We start from the raw sequence: 19340 nt of genomic DNA on the forward strand, positions 1-19340 counted from the left end.
GCCTGCTTGGAAATCCGTTCCTGGTCGGCCGCCTGCTCGCCGCGGGGGCGGGTCACTCGTTCGCGGCGCGCGGCCGGTCGCCGTCCTCGTACTGGTCGAACAGCGGCGTACGGCCCCGTTCACGTGCCCGGCGGGCGGAGGCGCCCGTGGGGTTCCCGCCGCGCGAGCGGGTGCGGGCGCGCGGGAGGGCGTCGCCGCGGCCGTCCTTCTCGCCCTTGTCGTCGCCGCGTGCCGACTCCGGCGACTGCGCCTCGTGCGCGGCGTCGTCGGCGCCCGCGGCACCGGTCTCGCGGTCCCGGGCGACGGAGCTCGACCGGGCCGAGCTCCAGGCGTCCGGCGCGCCGAGGTCCACGTCGGAGGAGGCACGGGGCGCGACCGGTGCCGTCACGTACGTCGGCAACGGCACCGGGACCGGGTCCCAGCTGTCCCCGTGGCCGGGCCGGCGCTGCCGCTCGCGCTGCTGGTCGACCCACTCGGCGTGGTCGGTCTGCTCGACGAGGGCGCGCCGGTCCGCGGCGAGGGCGGACATCCCGGTCTCGGTGCCTGGTTCGGGCCCCTCGTCGGGCTCGTCGGCGCCGGCCCCGGCGTCGGAGCTGCCGCGGCGTCGGGACTGGCGTGCGTGCTCGCGCAGCCGCTGGGCTGCGGCCTCGGCCTGGCGCCGGTCCATCTGGTAGGCGAAGCGGCGGCGCTCCTGCGACCGCAGATACGCGATGTAGCCGCTGAGCAGCAGGGCGGGGATGCCGGGCGCCCACAGGAACGCGAGTCCGCCGACCGCGGCGACGATCGCGCCGAGGGTGAAGGCGAGGAAGAGCACGACGGTGGTGCGCCTGCGGCGGGCGAGAGCCTTCGTGCGCCGGGCCCGTGCCGCGGCCGCCGCTGCCGCTTCCCCGGAAGGGGGACGCCGGGCCGCCGGCACCCGCTTGCGTGCCCCCGCCGGGGAGGCTGCCGCGGGTGCGCCGGTCCGCTCGGGCGACGGCTTGGCCGCCGCGCCGGTGCGTTCGGACGTCGGCTTGACCGGTGCCTTGGCCGCCGGTTCCCGGGCGGGTTCTCGCGCCGGATCCGGGCGTGCGGATGCCTGCGCCTGAGCCGTCGCCTGGGTCTGCGGACGGGTCGGAGGTACGGCGAAGGCCCGGACGTCCACCGACTCGGTGACGTCGCCCGGGTCGTCGGCGCTGGGCTCCCCCTCGGCGGTGGAGCGCGCGCGCAGGTCCTTGGCGTACCGGCGCTCCATCCCCGCCCGTCCGGACAGCAACCGGATGGCTGTGCTGAAGCGTTCCGTCGGACGGGCCTCGTTCAGCTCGTCCTGCCTACGGAGCCACATCGGCACCAAGTAGGCGGCCCAGGCCCCGACAATGACTGCGTAGATGAGGCCGCTGCTGCTCACGTCTCACACGGTAGAGGGGTTTGCGTGAGGCCATCCGCCAATTGAGCCGGTGTGTCGCACGATCTGGCTGATATTTCGAACTTTTTTTGTGACCGATGCGATCAGCAGCCCGCTCGGGGCGCGAATTTAATGCCCCGAGGCGGTCATCCGGCGATCAATTTCGAACACTTATTCAATTTTCGGAGTCACTTCCGCACTACGCGGGATTCCCCTGCGGGTTCTGCCGGGTGTTCTGCGGGTTCGAGTGCGGCGTCTTCTGCGAGCGTGTCCGCCGCCAGCGGCCCAGCAGTCCTTCCGGGACCTCTTCCGCGGTGAGCGCGAACACGAGATGGTCGCGCCAGGCTCCGTCGATGTGGAGATATCGCGGCCGCAGCCCCTCCTCGCGGAATCCGAGTTTCTCCACGACCCGGCGGCTCGGCCCGTTCTCCGGGCGAATGCAGACCTCGATGCGGTGCAGACCAACGGTCCGGAAACAGTGGTCCACGACAAGCGCCACCGCCGTGGGCATCACGCCGCGGCCCGCCACCGACTCGTCCACCCAGTAGCCGACATGCCCGGAACACATCGAGCCCCAGGTGATCCCGGCGACGGTCAACTGCCCCACCAGCCGCCCCTGGTACTCGATGACGAACGGCAGCATCCGGCCCGCCCCTGCCTCGGAGCGCAGGTGCCGGACCATCTGACGGTAGGTCGGCCGGTGCGCGATCGGCCCGCTGGGCGTGGGCGGCGGAATCGTCGCCTCCCACGGGCGCAGCCAGTCCCGGTTGCGCCGGTTGACCTCGCGCCAGGCCCGCTGGTCGCGCATCTTTATCGGCCGGAGGACGATGTCGCCGTCCCCCAGCACGACGGGCCAGGATGGGCTGTTCAGCTCGCACCCCCGCTGCTCGGTCTGGGGTGGTCGCCGCCGCGGATCTGGTCGACGGCGTGGATCAGGAGGGGCTCGAGGACGGCCAGTCCGTCCTTCACCCCGCCGCTGGAGCCGGGCAGGTTCACGATCAGGGTGCGCCCCGCCACGCCGGCCAGACCCCGGGACAGCGCCGCGGTCGGCACCTTCCCCCGGCCGAACGCCCGGATGGCCTCCGCGATGCCCGGCACCTCGTGGTCGATCACCTCACGGGTCGCCTCGGGGGTGCGGTCGGTGGGCGAGATTCCGGTGCCGCCGGTGGTGACGATGACGTCGTACCCGGCATCCACACCGGCGCGCAGGGCGGCGGTGACCGGGTCGCCGTCGGGCACGACCTGCGGGCCCTCGACGTCGAAGCCGAAGCCCTTGAGGCCACGGGCGATCAACGGGCCGCCCTTGTCCTCGTAGACCCCGGCGGCGGCCCGGTTGGAGGCCGTGACCACGAGTGCGCGATACGTCATGCCCGGCTCCAGTCGCCCGACTTGCCGCCCGTCTTCTCCTCCACCCGTACGTCCGTGATGACCGCTCCCTTGTCGACCGCCTTCACCATGTCGATCACGGTCAGCGCCGCGACGGAGACGGCGGTGAGGGCCTCCATCTCGACGCCCGTGCGGTCCGTGGTCTTCACGGTGGCCAGGATCTCCACGGCGTCGTCCGCGACCGACAGGTCCAGTTTCACACCGGAGAGCGCGAGCGGGTGGCACAGCGGGATGAGGTCCGGGGTGCGTTTGGCGCCCATGATGCCCGCGATCCGCGCGGTGGCGAGGGCGTCGCCCTTGGGGACCCCCTCGCCGCGCAGCAGCTCGATCACGCGGGGTGAGACGAGGACGCGTCCGCTGGCGCGGGCGGTCCGCGCGGTCACGTCCTTCCCGGAGACGTCGACCATGCGGGCGGCGCCCGCGTCGTCGATGTGCGTGAGGCGGTCCTGCGTGGGTCGGTCCTGCGTGCTCATGCTCGTGTGGCGCTCCCGGTCCGGGCCCGTCGCGGTGCGGCGCACGGGCCTGCTGTGCGCGACACGGTACCGCCAAGCGGGGCCGCTCAGCCGAGCAGGACCACCTCGACCTCGGTGCCGGGCTCGACGGTCTCGGTGTCCTCGGGGACCACGATCAGCGCGTCCGCGTGCGCGAGGGCCGCGATCAGATGGGAACCGGCGCCGCCGACCGGGCGCACCTCGCCGTCGGTGTAGGTCCCGCGCAGGAACTGTCTGCGCCCCTTCGGCGAGGTCAGCGCCTCGTCGGCGGTGAGCTTCGCGGTCGTGCGGGGCCGGTGGACGTCCTGAAGTCCCATCAGGGCGCGGATCGCGGGGCGCACGAAGATCTCGAAGGAGACGTACGACGACACCGGGTTGCCCGGCAGGGCCAGCAGCGGGGTGTGGTCGGGGCCGATGGAGCCGAAGCCCTGGGGCTTGCCGGGCTGCATGGCCAGTTTGCGGAACTCGATGCCGCTGCCGGCCTCGTCCTCGTCGCCGACGTGCGACAGCGCCTCCTTGACCACGTCGTACGCCCCGACGCTGACGCCGCCCGTGGTGACCATGAGGTCGGCGCGCACGAGCTGGTCCTCGACGGTGGACCGGAGCGTCTCGGCGTCGTCGGCGACGGCGCCCACGCGGTAGGCGATGGCGCCGGCGTCGCGGGCGGCCGCGGTCAGGGAGAAGCTGTTGGAGTCGTAGATCTGGCCCTCGGCCAGTTGCTCGTCGGGCTGGACGAGTTCGCTGCCGGTGGACATGACGACCACGCGCGGGCGCGGGCGCACCCGTACCGTGCCGCGGCCGATGGCGGCGAGCAGGGCGATCTGCGACGGTCCGAGGACGGTGCCGGCCGCGAGGGCCTTGTCGCCGGCCTTGACGTCGCTGCCCTTGGCGCGCACGTGCGCGCGTGCCTTCGCGGGCCGGTAGATGTGCACCTGGCCGCTCGCGCCCTCCGGGGCGGCGCTGCTTGCGCGCATCCCGGTGACCGGGCCCTCGCCGAGTCCTCCGTCAGTCCACTCCACCGGAACGACGGTCTCGGCGCCGGGCGGCAGCGGGGCGCCGGTCATGATGCGGGCGGCCTGACCGGGGCCCACCTGGGGCGCGTCGGCCTGGCCGGCCGCGACGTCACCGACGACTTCGAGCACCGCCGGGAACTCCTCGCCGGCACCCTCGACATCCGCGACCCGCACCGCGTACCCGTCCATGGAGCTGTTGTCGAACGGCGGCAGGGAGACCTGCACCGTGACGTCGTCGACCAGGACGCAGCCCTGGGCGTCGAGCAGTTGCAGCTCGATGGGTTCGAGGGGGCGGACTGTCGTGAGGATGTCCTCCAGGTGCTCGTCCACCGACCAGAGGTGGTCCTGACCGGCGGGGCGGGGCGCGGCGGCGGTGCTCAACTCGCTACATCTCCTCGGCTACGTAACTGCGAAGCCAGGTCCGGAAGTCCGGGCCCAGGTCTTCACGTTCGCATGCGAGTCTGACAATGGCACGCAGGTAGTCGCCACGGTCTCCGGTGTCATAGCGGCGGCCCTTGAAGACGACGCCGTGCACGGGGCCGCCGACCTTCTCGTCCTGGGACAGCTGCTGGAGCGCGTCGGTGAGCTGGATCTCGCCGCCACGGCCCGGCTCCGTCTTGCGCAGTATGTCGAAGATGTGCGGGTCGAGGACGTAGCGGCCGATGATGGCGTAGTTGGACGGGGCGTCCGCGGCGGCCGGCTTCTCGACGAGGTCGTGCACCTTGACCACGTCGCCGGCCTCGGTGGGGTCCACGGCCGCACAGCCGTAGAGGTGGATCTGCTCGGGCGCGACCTCCATGAGCGCGATGACGCTGCCGCCGCGCTGCTCGTGCACCTCGACCATCCGCTTGAGCAGCGGGTCGCGCGGGTCGATCAGGTCGTCGCCGAGGAGGACGGCGAAGGGCTCGTGACCGACGTGCGGGGCGGCGCACAGGACGGCGTGGCCGAGGCCCCTGGGGTCGCCCTGGCGGACGTAGTGCATGGTGGCCAGGTCGCTGGACTCCTGCACCTTCGCGAGCCGGTCGGCGTCGCCCTTCTTCTGAAGGGCGGACTCCAGCTCGTAGTTGCGGTCGAAGTGGTCCTCCAGGGGGCGCTTGTTGCGGCCCGTGATCATGAGGACGTCGTCGAGGCCCGCGGAGACGGCCTCTTCGACCACGTACTGGATCGCCGGCTTGTCGACGACCGGCAGCATCTCCTTGGGAGTGGCTTTGGTGGCCGGCAGGAAGCGGGTGCCCAGACCCGCTGCGGGGATGACAGCCTTGCTGATCCGAGGGTGAGACTGAGTCATGCCCGCAACCTTATCCGGTGCCTTTGTAGGGAATCTGAGGCTCCGGTTATTTGGCTCTCATATGAGCACATTGGGAAGGGTACGGGAGAACCATTGAGTCACACCGGACGTCCGGCCGAGCCTGACAAGCGAACGTTGCGGCGGGAGTTCCTCACGGTGAGAAACAGGTTGACGGCGGATGACGTGCAGTCATCGGCGACCGCGTTGGCCGGCCGCGCGCTGGAGCTGCCCGAACTGGCGCACGCGGGCACGGTGGCGGCGTACGTCTCGGTCGGGAGTGAACCGGGCACCCTCGCGCTGCTGGACGCGCTGCGCGCGCGGGGCGTGCGGGTGCTGCTCCCGGCGCTCCTGCCCGACAACGACCTCGACTGGGGCGCGTACGCCGGGCGGGACTCCCTGGAGCGCGTCCAACACGGCGGAAAGATGGCGCTCTTCGAGCCCGGCGGCGAGCGCCTCGGCCCGGACGCCGTGACCGGTGCGGACGTCGTGCTGCTGCCCGGCCTCGCGGTCGACGCGCGCGGGATGCGCCTGGGCCGCGGCGGAGGTTCCTACGATCGCGTCCTCGCCCGGCTGGAACGCGCGGGCGCCCGGCCCCCGCTCGTGGTGCTGCTGTACGACACGGAGGTCGTCGAGCGCGTCCCCGAGGAGCCGCACGACCGGCCGGTGCACGCGGTGGTGACGCCCTCGGGGGTACGGCGGTTCGGCTGACGCGCCCGGCCCGAAGGACGCGAGAGGCCGCCACGCGTGCGTGGCGGCCTCTCGAATCAGCTGACCGGGGTCAGGGCTTGAGCACGAGCGTGTCGCTCGTACCGTCGTCGACCGCCTTCTCGGAGAAGGACCAGTCGAGCAGTTCGCCGTCGGCCCACTTGTCCGTCTGGTCGGTGTAGTGCGCGTTGTAGGCGTGCCCCGAGGCACCGGTGAGGTTGATCCACTTCGACTTGTCGAGGTCGCCGAGGTTGACCACCATCCGCATCGACGGCACCCAGACGACGCCGTAGCCGCCGGCCGCGTTCCAGCCGCTGGCGTTGACCGTGGCCTCGCCGCCGCTGAGCTTCCAGGGGCCGCGGTTGAGTGCGTACTGGAGGAACCCGGGGCCCTCGACGCCGAGGGTCTGGTTCTTCAGGAACAGGCGGTGCAGCCGGCCCCAGTTCCAGGTGTCGATGTCCTTGCCGAGCTTGGCGGTCAGCTCCCAGCGGGCGTCGATCATGGCGCGCCGGAACAGCTCGTCGCGGTTGTCGGCCGACGGGCGGGTGCCCGAGGCGGGCGTCTTCCACCAGTCGCTGTCCTCGTCACTCATCAGGCTGCGCACGACCTCGAACCAGCGGTCGCCGCCGTCCGGCTGCGCCTGGTCGGGCTCACGCTCACCGCACTCGCGCACCTTGTCCGTCTCGTCGGCGGGGCCGGTGGTGTTGACGGGGTCGACCCACAGGCACTGGCCCTCGACCCGCAGCTCCTTGGGCAGCTTGTTGCCGAAGGCGAGCTTGAGGATGTTGCGCCAGACCGAGTTGAAGTAGGCGGCCGCCGCCGAGTCGGCGTCCTGGGTGTAGTCCCAGCCCTCCAGGAGCTCCTGCGCCTCGCGGATGGCAGCGGCGTCCCGGACGTCCTTGTCGGAGATGTCGATCTTCAGCAGCTTGGGCACGAGCAGCTTGGCGATCTCGCTGCTGTTGTCGAGCTGCATCTGGCGCATGTCGTCGGTGGAGATCTTGCCGCCGTCGTCGATCTTCGACTGGATCAGGTCGTTGATGCGCTGGCTGCGGGCGCCGTAGCCCCAGTCCGTGGTGAGCGTGTACGGGTACTCGGCCTTGTCGATCACGGCCTGGTTGGCGGTGACGATGTAGCCGCGCGCCGGGTCGTACTCGTAGGGCAGCTCGTCGTCGTCGATGTAGCCCGTCCAGCGCGACTTCGCGTCCCAGCCCGGCGCCGGGACCGAGCCGTCGTAGCCCTGCGGCCGGGTGGGGATCTTTCCGGGCAGCGTGTAGCCGATGTGGTTCTCGGTGTCGGCGTAGATCAGGTTCTGCGAGGGCACGTCGAACAGGGCCGCCGCGGCACGGAAGTCGGTCCAGTTCTTCGCCCTGTCCATGGCGAAGACGGCGTCCATGGTGGTGCCCGGGTCCAGGGCGGTCCAGCGCAGCGCGATGCCGTAGCCGTCGCCGCGGTCGGGGGCGGCGGTGTCGACGGTGGCCTTGCGGCCGACCTTCACGAGTTCGTCGCTGCGGTCGGACAGCAGGGGCCCGTTGTTGGTCTCGCGGACGACGATCTTCTTCGGTGAGCCGCCGGCGACCTTGATGGTCTCCTGGCGGGTGGTGAAGGGCACCGTCTTGCCGTCGTACAGGTAGCCGTCGCCGGAGAGCTTCTCCAGGTAGAGGTCGGTGACGTCGACGCCGGAGTTGGTCATGCCCCAGGAGATGTTCTGGTTGTGGCCGATGACCACGCCGGGCATGCCCGCGAAGGTGTAGCCGCTGACGTCGTACTGGCACTTGCTGGAGACCGCGCGGCAGTGCAGGCCCATCTGGTACCAGACGGACGGCAGCGAGGCCGACAGGTGCGGGTCGTTGGCCAGCAGGGGCTTGCCGGTGATCGTGTACTTCCCGCCGACCACCCAGGAGTTGGAGCCGATGCCGTTGCCGTTCACGCCGACGGCCGTGGGGAGGTCGTCCAGGACCTCCTGGAGACCCGCAAGCTGGCCCTGGAGGCCCGCGGTGCCGGAGGAGGTGCCGGTGCCCGCGGTGCCGCCCGCGGACGAGCCCGTGCCCGCCGCGGAGCCCGTCGAACCGAAGGTCTTGGTGACCTCGTCGTACTGGCCCGCCTGGACGATCGTCTTGTTGCGGCTGTACGGGTACTGCGGGTACAGGTCCGCGATCTCCTTGGGGCCGAGGCGGCTGGTCATCAGCGCGCGGTCGATCTCGTCCTGCATGTTGCCGCGCAGGTCCCAGGCCATCGCCTTCAGCCAGGCGACCGAGTCCACCGGGGTCCACTTCCCCGGCTTGTAGTCGTTGGTGAAGCCGAGGGCCGCGTACTCCAGCGAGATGTCCTTGTTGTCCTTGCCGTCCAGATAGGCGTTGACGCCCGCCGCGTAGGCCTGGAGGTACTTCTTGGTGGACGCCGACAGCGTCTTGTCGTACTCCTGCTTCGCGATCCGGTCCCAGCCCAGGGTGCGCAGGAACTCGTCGTTGTCGACCTGGCTCTTGCCGAACATCTCCGACAGCCGCCCGGACGTCATGTGCCGGCGTACGTCCATCTCCCAGAACCGGTCCTGGGCCTGGACGAAGCCCTGCGCCATGAACAGGTCCTCGTCGGAGGACGCGTATATCTGCGGGATGCCGTAGTCGTCGCGCTTCACGTCGACGGGCCCGGACAGGCCCTTGAGCGTGATCGACCCCTTCGTCTGCGGGAACGACGCGCGGACGGTGCTGATGGACCAGTACGCCCCGCCGGCCACGCCCGCTACGACGGCCAGCACCAGCACGAGGACGAGCAGGCGGGCTCTGCGCCCCTTCTTCCTGCCGGACTTGCCGGGCTGTTGACCCGTGGAGGCGGTGGTGTTGGGGGGCATCGCTGTCCTTGCTGTCCTAACGCGAGCGGCAGGCGGTCCTGGAGTGCTGGAGCAACCATAGGCGCAGGGCCAAGTCCAACTTGACGCGGAGTAGGGAACCAGCACGGACGGACGTTCGATCATGCCTCGAAGAGCGTCAAGAAATCGTCAAGAGTTAGGTAAGGTAACGAAGTAGTTGGGTGCGGAGAACCGCCACTTCGTGTCCTATGTACATGAGCCCCGCGCGCGTGCGCGTAGGCCAGGGAAAGGGAACGGCCGCTGACTGTCCACGACCTCAACCAGCTCCTGCTCGTCTGCTCGCTCGTCCTGCTCGTCGCCGTCGCAGCGGTTCGGATCTCCTCGCGCAGCGGGCTCCCCAGCCTGCTCGTCTACCTGGGCATCGGCGTGCTCATGGGCCAGGACGGCATCGGCGGCATCCGCTTCGACGACGCCGAGCTCACCCAGGTCATCGGGTACGCGGCGCTGGTCGTGATCCTGGCCGAGGGCGGTCTGGGCACGAAGTGGAAGGAGATCAGGCCGGCCCTGCCGGCCGCCTCCGCGCTGGCGCTGGTCGGGGTCACGGTGAGCGTCGGGGTCACGGCCACGGCCGCGCACTACCTGGTCGGGCTGGAGTGGCGGCAGGCGCTCATCATCGGGGCGGTCGTCTCCTCCACGGACGCCGCAGCGGTGTTCTCCGTACTGCGCAAGATCCCGCTGCCCGCGCGCGTGACGGGCACATTGGAGGCGGAGTCCGGCTTCAACGACGCCCCCGTGGTCATCCTGGTGGTCGCCTTCTCCCAGGCCGGCCCGATCGAGCACTGGTACGTGCTGGCCGGTGAGATAGCCCAGGAACTGTCCATCGGCGCCGCCATCGGCCTCGCGGTGGGCTGGCTGGGCGCCTGGGGCCTCAGACATGTGGCGCTGCCCGCCTCCGGCCTCTACCCGATCGCCGTCATGGCCATCGCCGTCACCGCCTACGCGGCCGGCGCGATGGCGCACGGCAGCGGCTTCCTGGCCGTCTACCTCGCCTCGATGGTGCTGGGCAACGCGAAGCTGCCGCACTGGCCGGCCACGCGCGGCTTCGCCGACGGGGTCGGCTGGATCGCCCAGATCGGCATGTTCGTGCTGCTCGGCCTGCTGGTCACCCCGCACGAGCTGGGCGACGACATCGTGCCCGCGCTCGTCATCGGCCTGGTGCTGACCATGGTGGCGCGCCCGCTCAGCGTCTTCACCTGCCTGGTGCCCTTCCGCGTGCCCTGGCGGGAGCAGGCCCTGATGTCCTGGGCGGGGCTGCGCGGCGCCGTGCCCATCATCCTGGCGACGATCCCGATGGTGAGCGGCGTCGAGAGCAGCCAGGCCATCTTCAACATCGTCTTCGTCCTGGTCGTCGTCTACACCCTGATCCAGGGGCCGACGCTGCCCTGGCTCGCCCGCAAGCTCGACCTCGGCCAAGGCCCCACGCCCGCCGACCTGGGCATCGAGTCGGCACCGCTGGAGCGGCTGCGCGGGCATCTGCTGTCCTTCGCGATCCCCGAGGGCTCCAAGATGCACGGCGTCGAGATCAACGAACTGCGGCTGCCTCCAGGGGCTGCCGTCACCCTGGTCGTCCGCGATGGAAAATCGTTCGTCCCGATGCCCACGACGGTGCTGCGGCGCGGGGACGAACTGCTCGTCGTCGCCACGGACCCGGTACGCGACGCCGCCGAGCGCCGGCTGCGCGCGGTGGGCGCCGGGGGCAAGCTGGCCGGCTGGCTGGGGACGAACGGGACGGGCTGATCGCAGGCGGCTCGGGGTGCGAGGTGACCCGTTCACAGGTGAGACGCTGCCCAGTGCTCATTTTCACAAGGTCAATGGCACCCGCTCCCTGTACTATGCAGGCGTAACCCCAGATCGAACCAACTCTGCCTGACGCAGAGCTGGCGCGACCGTATGGCGGCCGGGACGTCCTTCCTCGAAGTGGGCTCCGGTATCTACCGCAGTTCCGCGCAAGAGGACAGCTCTCGGCGCCGCCCCCCACCCGCAGGGGCCGCGCTACCAGGTGGCAGAAAGGCACGGGCCGTGGCGTCCACGGTCACCCACGAGCCGTCGAAGGACTCGTCCGCCGCCTCCCGCCCCGGATACGGACAGCTGCTGCGCACCCGCGGCGCCTGGACGTTCCTGGTCCCCGGCTTCGCGGCACGCCAGCCGTTCGCGATGCTGACCATCTCCATCGTGCTGCTGGTCCAGCACACCACCGGTTCCTACGGCGCGGCGGGCGCCGCCGCGGCCGTCACCGGCGTCTCCATGGCACTGTTCGCGCCCTACAGCGGCCGGCTCGCCGACCGCTACGGACAGCGTGCCGTCCTGATCCCCGGCGTCCTCGTGCACACCGTGTCCGGTCTGACCCTGACCGGGCTGGCGCTGGCCCACGCACCCCTGTGGGCGTTGTTCGTGGCCGCCGTGCCGACCGGCGCCTCCGTGCCGCAGGTCGGCCCCATGGTGCGGGCCCGCTGGGGCGTCAAGCTCCAGGGCTCGCCCCTGATGACGACGGCCGCCGCCTTCGAGTCGGTCACCGACGAGCTCACCTTCGTCGTCGGCCCACTGCTGGCCACCGCCCTGTGCACCGCCGTCGACCCGGCGGCGGGCCTGGTCACGGAGGCCGCGCTGACGCTGCTCGGCGGTCTGCTGTTCGCCGCGCAGAAGAGCACCCAGCCCTCGGTCACGCCCGCCGGGCACGCACGCGTGGAGCACACTTCGGCGCTGCGCGTCCCCGGGGTGCGCGTGCTGATCGTGAGCTTCCTCGGCATCGGTTCCGTCTTCGGCGGCATGCAGGTCTCGCTGGCCGCCTTCACCGAGTCGATCGGCGAACCCGGACTCAACGGCGTCCTCTACGGCACCTTCGCCGCGGGCAACATGATCTCCGGCGTCGCGTGCGGCGCGATCGCCTGGAAGGTGGCCCCGCAGCGCCGCCTCGTCGTCGGCTACGCCGCCCTCGCGCTGGCCGCGTCCGGCCTGTGGACCGCGCATTCCGTGCTCGTCCTGGCGGGCCTCGGTCTGCTGGTCGGCATGTGCATCGCGCCCGCGCTGATCACCGGCTACACCCTGGTCGAGAGCCTGGTTCCGGCCGGGGCCCGCACCGAGGCGTTCACCTGGCTCACCGGCGCGGTCGCGCTCGGCCAGGCCGCCGCCGTGACGGTCGCCGGGCATCTGGAGGACCGCCTGTGGGGCGGCGCCGGTTTCCTGGTGCCGATGGGCGGCACACTGCTGGCCCTCGCGACCCTGCTGGCACTGCGTTCACGGCTCGCGACGCGGTCCGCCGGCCGTACGGTGGCACGTGGCGTGGGTCACCGAGTGCCGGTGGCAGTGGACTGAGCGGCTGGAATACGTCACTATGGACCGTCGTTAGCACTCATCGAGTGAGAGTGCCAGGAGGAAGACAGTGCCGACCTACCAGTACCAGTGCACCGAGTGCGGCGAGGGCCTCGAGGCGGTGCAGAAGTTCACCGACGACGCCCTGACCGAGTGCCCCAACTGCCAGGGACGCCTCAAGAAGGTCTTCTCCGCGGTCGGCATCGTCTTCAAGGGCTCCGGCTTCTACCGCAACGACAGCCGCGGTTCCTCGTCGAGCAGCTCGCCGGCTTCCTCGAAGTCGTCGTCCTCCTCGTCCGACTCCTCCTCGTCGTCGTCCTCCACCTCGTCGACCTCGTCCTCCTCGGACTCGAAGTCGTCGAGCGCGGGCAGCTCCTCCAGCAGCTCCGCCGCGTAGGGCGCACCACTTCTTACGGGACCCTGTCGTCGTACGGCGACAGGGTCCTCGGCATATCCGGGTCCGGTTAGGGTGCGGACATGGCGAACAAGGCGAACGTCGAACTCGGCGTGATCGGCGGCTCCGGTTTCTACTCGTTCCTCGACGACGTGACCGAGATACAGGTCGAGACCCCCTACGGGCCGCCCAGCGACTCCCTCTTCCTCGGCGAGATCGCCGGCCGGCGGGTCGCCTTCCTGCCCCGGCACGGGCGCGGCCACCATCTGCCGCCGCACCGGATCAACTACCGGGCCAACCTCTGGGCACTGCGCTCGCTCGGCGTCCGCCAGGTCCTCGGCCCCTGCGCGGTGGGCGGTCTGCGCCCCGAGTACGGACCGGGCACGCTGCTGGTGCCGGACCAGCTGGTCGACCGTACGAAGTCCCGGGTGGGGACGTACTTCGACGGGCTGCCGCTGCCCGACGGCACCGTGCCGAACGTGGTGCACGTGTCGCTGGCCGACCCCTACTGCCCCACCGGGCGCGCGGCCGCGCTGAAGGCTGCGCGCGGACGGGACTGGGAGCCGGTGGACGGCGGCACTCTGGTCGTGGTGGAGGGGCCGCGCTTCTCCACCCGTGCCGAATCGTTGTGGCACCAGGCGCAGGGCTGGTCCGTGGTGGGCATGACGGGCCACCCCGAGGCGGCGCTCGCCCGGGAACTGGAGCTCTGCTACACGTCATTGACGCTGGTCACCGACCTGGACGCGGGCGCCGAGACGGGCGAGGGCGTCTCCCACGACGAGGTGCTGCGGGTGTTCGCGGCGAACGTGGACCGGCTGCGGGGGGTGCTCTTCGACGCGGTGGCGGGACTGCCGGCGAACGAGGACCGGGACTGCCTGTGCACGAAGGCGCTGGGCGGGATGGATCCGGGGTTCGTGTTGCCGTAGGGGGCGCGGGGGGGGCACCTGCGCGCGGTGGAACTTCTCGTTCGGGTGGGGGAGTTTTCCACAGCCGGTCGGTCGTCCACAGGGCCCGGCGGGCGGCGGCGCGATGGCTCATCGTGAGCGGGCAAGCCGTTCCGTCGTCGCAGGTGGTGGTCCCCGTGTCCGTTGCTCCGCCGTTCCCTTCCTCCTCTTCCCCCCGTACTCCCCTGCCGCCGGGCACCGACGCTCCGGCCACCTGTGGGGTGCCGCACTTCGCTCCGGTACGGGTGCGGGGCGGGCGGCATCGGCTGCGCCGGCTCGTGCGGCACCGCAGGCGGGCTCTCGCGGCCGGACTTGCCGTGACCGCGGCGGCACTCGTCGCGGCGGGCCCGGGGGAGGCCGACGGGGCGCGGGGGCATCCGGCGGCGGAGCCGGTACGCCGGCACCGGGCCGTCGAGCGGGTGTCCGCGCCGGTGCGGATCGCCGACGGGGCCACCGTGCGGCTGCTGCGGCCCGGCGACCGTGTCGATGTGATCGCCGCGCAGGAGACCGCGGCGGGCGGTGACGCGCGGGTGGTCGCGCGCGGGGCGCGGGTGACGAAGGTGCCGGAGCCGGTGGACGCGGCTGTGGAGAGCGGGGCGCTGGTCGTGCTGTCGGTGCCGCGTGCCACGGCGGCCCGCCTCGCCGGAGCGAGCGCGACGGCCCGGCTGGCGGTGACACTGTGCTGAGCCCGATCAAGCGCGACCCGCTGTCAAGTCGCTCGATGGAGGGGACCGATTGGACAGGACGGCCGAGCGCTGACGTAGGTTGCGGAGCGGTCTGTTCCACAAGCTGTGTGTGCAAGGGGTGGCTCGGAAGTGAGCGAGAACAAGGGACCGAGCGTCTGGGAGGGCTTCAAGGCCTTCCTGATGCGCGGAAACGTCGTCGACCTGGCGGTCGCGGTGGTGATCGGTGCCGCCTTCACCAACATCGTGAACGCGGTGGTGAAGGGCGTCATCAACCCGCTGGTCGGAGCGATCGGCACCAAGAACCTCGATCACTACAGTTCGTGCCTGAGCTCGTCCTGCGAAGGCGAGGAGGGCATCCAGATCCTGTGGGGCTCGGTGCTCGGCGCGACGCTCAGCTTCGTGATCACCGCGGCCGTCGTCTACTTCCTGATGGTCCTGCCCATGGCGAAGTACCTGGCCCGCGTGGAGGCCCGCCGCAAGGCGAAGGAGAGCACGCACGAGGTCATCGAGGTGACCGAGCTGGAGGTGCTGAAGGAGATCCGCGACGCCCTGGTCGCCCAGCGCGGCTCGGGGCACGACGAGCGGTAGCGGCTCAGATGTGGTGGGGCGGCTTCTCGTCGAGGAACCGCTTCAGGTCGGCCGCGCTGTCGCCGCCGCCCTGCCGGTCGCCCCACCCACGGTCCGTGTCGTCCGAGGACTGCTGGTCCAGCGGGTCGTCGAAGACCAGCGCGGCCTTCGGCTCGGGCTGCTCGGGGACGGCGTCGGGGGCGGTGCTCATGCGTCCAGGGTACGGCCCCCACGGGGACGGCCCTCGCGCCGACGGCGCCCTTGGCTGCGGCCACCGGGCGGACGGCTCGGGTCCCCCGTACGCGGGTGATCCCCTACAGGAGAAATTCCCCGCTCCATCTGCTCTGCTTGTCCCCATGACGTCCAGTTCCACTCCCGCGCCGGACTCGCCCCGCCCCCCGGGACGCCGACGCCCGTTGCGCAGGCTCAGTGCCCGTGGCCGTGGGGAGACCCACAGGGTCGCCACTCCGCTGGAACTCTTCTTCGACCTGTGTTTCGTCGTGGCCATCGCCCAGGCCGGCATCGAGCTGGTGCACGCGGTCGCCGAGAGCCACGCGGGCGAGGGGATCCTCAACTACGCGATGGTCTTCTTCGCCATCTGGTGGGCCTGGATGAACTTCACCTGGTTCGCCTCGGCCTACGACAACGACGACGTGCTGTACCGCGTCGTCACCCTGCTCCAGATCGCCGGTGTGCTGGTGCTGGCGGCCGGGATCTCCCGGGCGTTCGAGGACCACGAGTACCTGGCGGTGCTGATCGGCTATGTGATCATGCGGCTCGCCCTGGTGGGGCAGTGGCTGCGGGTGGCCCGGTCGAGTTCGGGGCCGGAGCGGAGAATGGCCCTGCGGTACGCCGGCGGCGTGCTGCTGTGTCAGATCGGCTGGGTGGGCCTGGTGGCCCTGCCCGAGGACGTCCGGCCCTGGTGGTTCCTGGCGATGGCGATCCTGGAGATGTGCGTGCCGCCGTTCGCGGAGCGGGAACACCCCACCTCCTGGCACCCGCACCACATCGCCGAGCGGTACGGCCTGTTCACGATCATCGTGCTCGGCGAGACCATCGCGGCGGCCACGGTCGCGGTGAAGACCGGCATCGACGAGAACGACGCCCTGGGCGATCTGCTGCCGATCGCCGCCGGTGGACTGCTGATCATCTTCGCCGCGTGGTGGATCTACTTCGTGGTGCCGATCCACGGTCATCTGAGATCCAACAGGCAGGCTTTCCTGTGGGGTTACGGCCACTACGTCGTCTTCGCCTCGGCGGCCGCGATCGGTGCGGGCCTGGAGGTGGCGGTCGAGCAGACCGTGGGCAAGGCGCACATCTCGACGCTGGCCGCGTCGGCCGCGGTGACCCTGCCGACAGCCCTGTATCTGCTCACGGTCTGGCTGCTGCACTCGCGCTACTTCAAGGTGGGCATCGCCCAGCAGCTGGTGCTGCCGACCGCGGCCCTGCTGGTGATCTGCTGCACGTTCCTGGGCGACTGGGGGGTGCTGGCGGCCGGCATCGTCTCGGCACTGGCGGTGGCTACCGGGGAGACCCTGTCGGCACGCATGACGTCCAGGGACCGCGGGACGGCGACGAGAACACCGGTGGCCTGACCGCCCGGCCGAGCCACCCCGCACCGCACACCACGCCCGCTCCCCGCACGACCGGTCCTCACGCCGGCGTGCCGCGCCGTGGGGTGGGGCTGGACGAGACTGGCCCCATGACAGTTGACGCTCTGACAGATGTCGCCGGACTGCGGGTGGGGCACGAGACGCGGGCCGGGGGTGGCTGGCTCACCGGCACGACCGTCGTGCTCGCGCCCGAGGGCGGGGCCGTCGCCGCCGTGGACGTGCGTGGCGGCGGGCCCGGCACCAAGGAGACGGACGCCCTCGATCCGCGCAATCTCGTGCAGAAGGTCGAGGCGATCGTGCTGACCGGCGGCAGCGCGTACGGGCTCGACGCGGCGTCCGGCGTGATGGCCTGGCTAGAGGAGCAGCGGCGCGGGGTGCGGGTGGGGGTGGACCCGGCGCACGTCGTGCCGGTGGTGCCCGCCGCCTGTGTCTTCGACCTCGGGCGGGGCGGCGACTTCCGGGCCCGGCCGGACGCGGCAACCGGCCGGGCGGCGGTCGAGGCGGCCGCGGCGAGCGAACCCGGCGCCCCGGTGCGGCAGGGCTGCGTGGGCGCGGGCACGGGGGCCACCGTCGGGCCGGTCAAGGGCGGGATCGGCACCGCGAGCACCGTCCTCGACTCGGGGATCACCGTGGCGGCGCTGGTCGTGGCCAACGCGGCGGGGTCGGCCGTGGATCCCGAGACCGGGGCGCTGTACGGGGAGTTGTTGCAGGGGCGGGTGAGGTATCCGGAGGAGGACGTCCACCGGGCGGCGCGGCTGCGGCTCACCGAGATCGCGGCGAAGAACGCGCCGCCCCCGCTGAACACCACGCTCGCCGTGGTCGCCACCGATGCGGACCTGTCGAAGGCACAGGCGCAGAAGCTGGCCGGCACGGCGCACGACGGCATCGCGCGGGCCGTGCGGCCGGTGCATCTCCTCAACGACGGGGACACCGTGTTCGCGATGGCCACCGGGGAGCGCCCGCTCGACGCCGGGCATCCGCTCGCGCTGAACGAGATCCTCGCGGCGGGCGCGGACGCGGTGACCCGGTCGATCGTGCGGGCCCTGCGCGCGGCCGAGTCGGTGGACGGGCCGGGTGGACTGTGGCCGTCCTACGGGGAGTTGTACGGCCGGGCGTAGGGATCCGCGGCGGTGGGGGCCGGTCGGCGGCCCCTCCCCCGCTGCTCCGTGCCGGCGATTGTCGCGGTTCTGTCACGTGACTGCATTCACCGCGAACGCTGGGAACCCGGTCCGGGGGCAGTCACCTCTTCCCCCCTGGAACGGAACGCATCCCGCAGATCGCACGAAGATGGAGCAGATCTTGACAACGCCGGACATAGCAGCGCGGCGCGCACTGGGGGCCTGTGCCGCCCTGATGATCGGCGCCCTGACGCTCACCGCCTGCGGTGGCAGCGCCAACGCCGACAACGACGACAAGGCCGGCAAGGACTCCAAGTCGTCCGCCGCGACGATCGAGATCTCGGCGAAGGACGGCTCGAACGGGGCGTCGATCAACTCGACCGGCGTGAAGGTCAGCGACGGCAAGCTGACCGAGGTGAAGATGACGGTGGCGGAGAGCGGGCAGGCCGTGCCGGGCTCCCTGTCCGCCGACGGGGGCGCCTGGAAGCCGAAGGAGCAGCTGGAGCGCGGGACGAAGTACCGCATAGCGGCCACTGCGAAGGACAGCGACGGGCGCAGCAGCGCCGCCGACTCCACCTTCACCACCGTCTCCTCGGCCAACAGCTTCATCGGGACGTACACGCCCGACGACGGCACCACGGTCGGCGTCGGGATGCCGGTGTCGTTCAACTTCGACAAGGCGATCGGCGACAAGAAGGCCGTCCAGTCGCACATCACCGTCTCCTCCAGCAGCGGGCAGAAGGTGGTCGGGCACTGGTTCGGCGAGCAGCGGCTCGACTTCCGGCCCGAGGAGTACTGGAAGGCCGGCTCCAAGGTCACGATGAAGATCGACCTGGACGGCGTCGAGGGCGCGAACGGCGTCTACGGCGTGCAGAAGAAGACGGTGACCTTCACCATCGGTCACTCGCAGGTCTCCACGGTCGACGTCAACACGCAGACGATGACGGTCGTGCGGGACGGAAAGACGCTCAAGTCGGTGCCGATCTCGGCGGGCAGCTCGGAGTTCACCACGTACAACGGGCAGATGGTGATCACCGAGAAGTTCGAGAAGCTGCGGATGGACAGCCGGACCGTCGGACTCGCCAACGCGTACGACATCCCGGACGTCCCGCACGCGATGCGGCTGACCCAGTCGGGGACCTTCATCCACGGCAACTACTGGTACAACAAGGGCAACCCGCCCTTCGGCCGCCAGGGCACCAGCCATGGCTGCGTCGGCCTCCAGGACGTACAGGGCGGACAGGGGGACACGCCCTCCAAGTGGTTCTTCGAGAACTCGACGGTCGGCGACGTCGTGATCGTCAAGAACTCCCCCGACAAGACCGTGACGCCGGACAACGGCCTCAACGGCTGGAACATGGCGTGGAGCGAGTGGGTCACCGGCAGCGCCGTGTGATCACCGTGTGATCCACCGAAGTGCCGTCCGAGCAGGGATTCTTGACAGTTCGTCGGGCCGCGCGGGAACTTCTCGCGCGGCCCGCGCGTTTTACCGGACGTACGTTTTCTCGGTTCCCGGACATGATGTCCGACCGAGGGGCTACGGTATGCACCCACAAGGTGACATGCAGCAACGCCGGGA

Annotated in this window: 18 protein-coding genes; 10 read left to right on the top strand and 8 right to left on the bottom strand. The window is 71.0% G+C overall.

Annotated elements, in window-relative coordinates; genetic code table 11:
• Nucleotides 1–52: 52 nt before the first annotated feature.
• From sepX to galU, 6 genes are all read right to left on the bottom strand, one after another.
• The gene (gene sepX, locus PGH47_RS18105; protein WP_271664291.1) at nucleotides 53–1384 is read right to left on the bottom strand and encodes a divisome protein SepX/GlpR; all 1332 of its coding nucleotides are present in this window, start codon (nucleotides 1382–1384) and stop codon (nucleotides 53–55) included.
• A 196-nt stretch (nucleotides 1385–1580) separates the two neighbouring features.
• Entirely contained in the window at nucleotides 1581–2228 is a 648-nt protein-coding gene (locus tag PGH47_RS18110; protein WP_271664292.1) for a GNAT family N-acetyltransferase, read from the bottom strand.
• A gap of 20 nt (nucleotides 2229–2248) precedes the next feature.
• Nucleotides 2249–2749 (bottom strand): MogA/MoaB family molybdenum cofactor biosynthesis protein, encoded by a 501-nt coding sequence (locus PGH47_RS18115; RefSeq protein ID WP_271664293.1) that lies wholly within the window; start codon nucleotides 2747–2749, stop codon nucleotides 2249–2251.
• On the bottom strand, nucleotides 2746–3240 hold the full coding sequence (moaC, locus tag PGH47_RS18120; protein ID WP_030950696.1) for a cyclic pyranopterin monophosphate synthase MoaC: 495 nt from the start codon (nucleotides 3238–3240) through the stop codon (nucleotides 2746–2748). Before moaC ends, PGH47_RS18115 begins: the two co-directional genes overlap by 4 nt.
• Before the next feature lie 86 nt (nucleotides 3241–3326).
• Nucleotides 3327–4652 (bottom strand): molybdotransferase-like divisome protein Glp, encoded by a 1326-nt coding sequence (gene glp, locus PGH47_RS18125; protein ID WP_271664294.1) that lies wholly within the window; start codon nucleotides 4650–4652, stop codon nucleotides 3327–3329.
• A gap of 4 nt (nucleotides 4653–4656) precedes the next feature.
• Nucleotides 4657–5559, bottom strand: coding sequence for a UTP--glucose-1-phosphate uridylyltransferase GalU (gene galU / locus PGH47_RS18130; protein ID WP_271664295.1), 903 nt, complete (start codon nucleotides 5557–5559; stop codon nucleotides 4657–4659).
• A gap of 93 nt (nucleotides 5560–5652) precedes the next feature.
• Between galU and PGH47_RS18135 the strand changes: the two genes are divergently transcribed.
• Nucleotides 5653–6267, top strand: coding sequence for a 5-formyltetrahydrofolate cyclo-ligase (locus PGH47_RS18135; RefSeq protein ID WP_271664296.1), 615 nt, complete (start codon nucleotides 5653–5655; stop codon nucleotides 6265–6267).
• A 70-nt stretch (nucleotides 6268–6337) separates the two neighbouring features.
• Here PGH47_RS18135 and PGH47_RS18140 read toward each other — a convergent pair whose 3' ends face one another.
• On the bottom strand, nucleotides 6338–9112 hold the full coding sequence (locus PGH47_RS18140) for a penicillin acylase family protein (protein ID WP_271664297.1): 2775 nt from the start codon (nucleotides 9110–9112) through the stop codon (nucleotides 6338–6340).
• Between the two features lie 285 nt (nucleotides 9113–9397).
• On the opposite strand from PGH47_RS18140, the gene PGH47_RS18145 reads away from it, so the two are divergent.
• From PGH47_RS18145 to mscL, 6 genes are all read left to right on the top strand, one after another.
• Nucleotides 9398–10867 (top strand): potassium/proton antiporter, encoded by a 1470-nt coding sequence (locus PGH47_RS18145; RefSeq protein ID WP_271668088.1) that lies wholly within the window; start codon nucleotides 9398–9400, stop codon nucleotides 10865–10867.
• Between the two features lie 282 nt (nucleotides 10868–11149).
• A complete protein-coding gene (locus PGH47_RS18150) occupies nucleotides 11150–12442 on the top strand; it encodes an MFS transporter (protein ID WP_271664298.1) in 1293 nt (430 codons plus the stop codon).
• 67 nt (nucleotides 12443–12509) lie between these two features.
• Entirely contained in the window at nucleotides 12510–12836 is a 327-nt protein-coding gene (locus tag PGH47_RS18155; protein ID WP_271664299.1) for an FmdB family zinc ribbon protein, read from the top strand.
• An 80-nt stretch (nucleotides 12837–12916) separates the two neighbouring features.
• Complete coding sequence (locus tag PGH47_RS18160; RefSeq protein ID WP_271664300.1) at nucleotides 12917–13759, top strand: S-methyl-5'-thioadenosine phosphorylase; 843 nt, start codon at nucleotides 12917–12919, stop codon at nucleotides 13757–13759.
• Nucleotides 13760–13962: 203 nt separating this feature from the next.
• The gene (locus PGH47_RS18165; RefSeq protein WP_365105283.1) at nucleotides 13963–14463 is read left to right on the top strand and encodes a hypothetical protein; all 501 of its coding nucleotides are present in this window, start codon (nucleotides 13963–13965) and stop codon (nucleotides 14461–14463) included.
• Between the two features lie 129 nt (nucleotides 14464–14592).
• A complete protein-coding gene (mscL, locus tag PGH47_RS18170) occupies nucleotides 14593–15051 on the top strand; it encodes a large conductance mechanosensitive channel protein MscL (RefSeq protein ID WP_126901841.1) in 459 nt (152 codons plus the stop codon).
• A 4-nt stretch (nucleotides 15052–15055) separates the two neighbouring features.
• Here the strand turns inward: mscL and PGH47_RS18175 are convergent, their stop codons facing one another.
• Complete coding sequence (locus PGH47_RS18175) at nucleotides 15056–15241, bottom strand: hypothetical protein (protein WP_107905882.1); 186 nt, start codon at nucleotides 15239–15241, stop codon at nucleotides 15056–15058.
• Nucleotides 15242–15386: 145 nt separating this feature from the next.
• Here PGH47_RS18175 and PGH47_RS18180 point away from each other — a divergent pair, with 145 nt between their 5' ends.
• From PGH47_RS18180 to PGH47_RS18190, 3 genes are all read left to right on the top strand, one after another.
• Nucleotides 15387–16625: a low temperature requirement protein A gene (locus PGH47_RS18180; protein ID WP_271664302.1), complete on the top strand. Its 1239-nt coding sequence runs from the start codon at nucleotides 15387–15389 to the stop codon at nucleotides 16623–16625.
• A gap of 107 nt (nucleotides 16626–16732) precedes the next feature.
• Nucleotides 16733–17761: a P1 family peptidase gene (locus tag PGH47_RS18185; RefSeq protein WP_271664303.1), complete on the top strand. Its 1029-nt coding sequence runs from the start codon at nucleotides 16733–16735 to the stop codon at nucleotides 17759–17761.
• A gap of 181 nt (nucleotides 17762–17942) precedes the next feature.
• Nucleotides 17943–19157 carry a L,D-transpeptidase gene (locus PGH47_RS18190; RefSeq protein WP_271664304.1) on the top strand — a complete coding sequence of 405 codons (1215 nt, stop codon included), beginning with the start codon at nucleotides 17943–17945 and terminating at the stop codon, nucleotides 19155–19157.
• Nucleotides 19158–19340: the final 183 nt, after the last annotated feature.

It is taken from the genome of Streptomyces sp. HUAS 31, assembly GCF_028198125.1.
Lineage (GTDB): Bacteria > Actinomycetota > Actinomycetes > Streptomycetales > Streptomycetaceae > Streptomyces > Streptomyces chartreusis.

Excerpts from the sequence above, each read along its gene's own strand:
- PGH47_RS18185 (WP_271664303.1), top strand. The coding sequence starts at position 16,733 with ATGACAGTTGACGCTCTGACAGATGTCGCCGGACTGCGGGTGGGGCAC.
- PGH47_RS18175 (WP_107905882.1), bottom strand. The coding sequence starts at position 15,241 with ATGAGCACCGCCCCCGACGCCGTCCCCGAGCAGCCCGAGCCGAAGGCC.
- PGH47_RS18180 (WP_271664302.1), top strand. The coding sequence starts at position 15,387 with ATGACGTCCAGTTCCACTCCCGCGCCGGACTCGCCCCGCCCCCCGGGA.
- galU (WP_271664295.1), bottom strand. The coding sequence starts at position 5,559 with ATGACTCAGTCTCACCCTCGGATCAGCAAGGCTGTCATCCCCGCAGCG.
- PGH47_RS18140 (WP_271664297.1), bottom strand. The coding sequence starts at position 9,112 with ATGCCCCCCAACACCACCGCCTCCACGGGTCAACAGCCCGGCAAGTCC.
- PGH47_RS18160 (WP_271664300.1), top strand. The coding sequence starts at position 12,917 with ATGGCGAACAAGGCGAACGTCGAACTCGGCGTGATCGGCGGCTCCGGT.
- PGH47_RS18115 (WP_271664293.1), bottom strand. The coding sequence starts at position 2,749 with ATGACGTATCGCGCACTCGTGGTCACGGCCTCCAACCGGGCCGCCGCC.
- moaC (WP_030950696.1), bottom strand. The coding sequence starts at position 3,240 with ATGAGCACGCAGGACCGACCCACGCAGGACCGCCTCACGCACATCGAC.